Origin of the sequence: Pseudoalteromonas sp. MMG012 (assembly GCF_018100875.1) — a bacterium.
Classification (GTDB): Bacteria; Pseudomonadota; Gammaproteobacteria; order Enterobacterales; family Alteromonadaceae; genus Pseudoalteromonas; species Pseudoalteromonas aurantia.
Window position 1 is genome coordinate 1 of the sequence record NZ_JAGJEF010000168.1, and the last position, 2351, is coordinate 2351.

The 2351-nt window shown below is 34.4% G+C and carries 3 protein-coding genes; all 3 read left to right on the top strand.

Translation table 11 applies throughout. The annotated features are described in order from the left end of the window. Positions 1 to 29: 29 nt before the first annotated feature. Positions 30 to 1013, top strand: coding sequence for a hypothetical protein (locus J8L97_RS22760; protein WP_211053007.1), 984 nt, complete (start codon positions 30 to 32; stop codon positions 1011 to 1013). After that, the gene (locus tag J8L97_RS22765; RefSeq protein ID WP_211053008.1) at positions 1004 to 1558 is read left to right on the top strand and encodes a non-canonical purine NTP pyrophosphatase; all 555 of its coding nucleotides are present in this window, start codon (positions 1004 to 1006) and stop codon (positions 1556 to 1558) included. The genes J8L97_RS22760 and J8L97_RS22765 overlap by 10 nt, the downstream gene beginning before the upstream one ends. Next, a partial coding sequence (locus tag J8L97_RS22770) for an SIR2 family protein (protein ID WP_211053009.1) occupies positions 1558 to 2351 on the top strand: 794 nt, incomplete at its 3' end. The genes J8L97_RS22765 and J8L97_RS22770, both read left to right, overlap by 1 nt.

A 2351-nucleotide genomic window follows, 5' to 3' on the forward strand; every position in this document is an offset into this window, starting at 1 on the left:
GCTGTTTCCGTATTTCGCATAGGTAGGTGATGGAAAATTTAATTACAGAAATGGAGAAAGGTGAATTACATGTTCATCTTAATGGACTTGTCAGTTCGAAACTTGTAAAAAAGTTACTTGAGAATAATATAGTTGATATTCCACAAGGCTTTGACCTTGACAAGGATCTCAATGTTATAAAACCAGCTAAGAGTCTATCTTCATATCTCAAACCTTGGGATCTTTTAAGGCTTATTCCTAAAAGCCGAGCTGATTTAACGCTTATTGTATTTGATGCGTTTGAAAACTTAAGAAAATGCAATATTGGATTTGTGGAGCTACGGAATAGTGTTTTATACATTGCCTTGCTTAATAAAGTTAATGTAGAAGTGGCAATGGCTTGGTTATTAGAGGATATATCAAGAGCATCTGAATATTACAAAATTAAGGCAGGTCTAATTCTTACTGTTACTAGAGGGGATTATTCTCTAGAACAACTTCGATCACTTTTAAGTGCTTATATTAATTTAGGTAAGCCAGGTTTGATAGTAGGATTAGACCTCGCAGGCAATGAAGATATTAGAGTTTCTGATGCGCTAGCATACGAGTTTGTGCGAGCTAAAATTGAATTTGGTTTGAAAGTAACAATCCATGCAGGTGAAACAGGAAACTTTAAAAACATAGCTATTGCTGTTAATAATTTCAAAGCTGATCGAATTGGTCATGGAACGGCTGCAATAAAATCTAAAGCAATTTTGGATTTACTCAAAGAGAAAGATATATGTGTCGAAGTTTGTCCTATTAGTAATAGATTAACTAATGCAGTAGGAGAAAGCGAATCACATCCTGTCATTGAATTTATAAATAACGAGGTCCCTTTTGTAATATGTTCAGATAACCCTTCCATACACAGATCTAGCATAACTCAAGATTACATTGAATTTTATCGTGAAACAAAGAGTTCAATTCATATTAAACAAATGTTGAAAACACAAAAAAAATATAGCTTTATAAAGGGGCTCACATGCAGATAAGGTTTGTTTCAAAAAATGATTTTAAAGTGGCGGAGGTACAAAAAATTCTCGAAGGCGCCGGAGTGGAAATTATTGCAGCAAAACACTCTATTAACGAAATACAAACAGAAAATGTAGATGAATTAGTTAAAGACAAACTGTTAAAGGCATTTAAAAAAGTAGGACGTCCAGTTTTTGTAGAGCACACAGGTTTATATATCGATAGCTTGAATGGATTTCCCGGAGGTTTGACACAAATATTTTGGGATAAATTAGAAGCAGATAAGTTTTCAACATTGTTGGGCAAAGGCGATAATCTAGGGTTAGTTGCTAGAACAATTATTGGGTATTGTGATGCTAAAAAAATGCACTTCTTTAAAGGTGAAATAAGAGGTGATATATCCCCAGAACCAAAAGGAAATAGAAGTTTCCAATGGGATTGCATCTTTATACCTGAAGGTGAAACAGAAACGTTTGCTGAAATGGGCAAGAAGAAAAATGAAATTTCAATGCGAAAAATAGCATTTGATCAATTCAAAGCTTTTTTAGAAAGGAATAAGCTGTAATGGAACAATTATTAAGATCATTTAAAGAAGGTAACGTCATACTCTTTGTTGGGGCTGGTGTATCTATGAATCTTGGTTTGCCATCATGGGATTCGTTAATTGACAAAATAGCGGAAGATTTGGATTATGACCCAGAGATTTATAAGACATTTGGTGACCATTTAGCTTTAGCTGAATATTACCGTTTAAAAAAGGGAAGTATCGGTCCACTAAGAAGCTGGATGGATAGAAATTGGCACGCACCAAAGATTGACGTTTCGAAATCAAAAGTTCATGAAAATATAGCTAAAGCCGAATTTCCAATAATTTATACTACAAATTACGATCGTTGGTTAGAGTACGCACTGGATCATCATGAAAAACCTTATACCAAAATATCTTCTGTTGCAGACCTAACAAAAGTAGATAGTAATAGTACCCAAATTATCAAGTTTCACGGAGATTTTGATGATGATAAGTCAATCGTCTTAGATGAAACTAGCTATTTTGAGCGACTAGGCTTCGAGACCCCTTTGGACATTAAATTGAGGGCTGATGTGTTGGGTAAATCAGTATTATTTATTGGTTATAGTTTAGCTGATGTAAATATACGATTTCTTTTCTATAAATTGTCGATGCTTTGGAAAGCCCATCATCTTGGTGAAGCGCAACCCAAATCATACGTTTTCTCGCCAAAACCAAATCCAGTTCAAGAACGAATTCTAGAGCAATGGGGTATTGATATGATTTCATCAGATATTGAACATCCAGGTGAAGCATTAGAGGATTTTCTAAGCAAGTTTATAGATAACAG

What these genes read in the sequence shown, in the direction of transcription:
- J8L97_RS22760 (WP_211053007.1), top strand. Translation starts at nt 30, where the DNA reads ATGGAAAATTTAATTACAGAAATGGAGAAAGGTGAATTACATGTTCAT.
- J8L97_RS22765 (WP_211053008.1), top strand. Translation starts at nt 1,004, where the DNA reads ATGCAGATAAGGTTTGTTTCAAAAAATGATTTTAAAGTGGCGGAGGTA.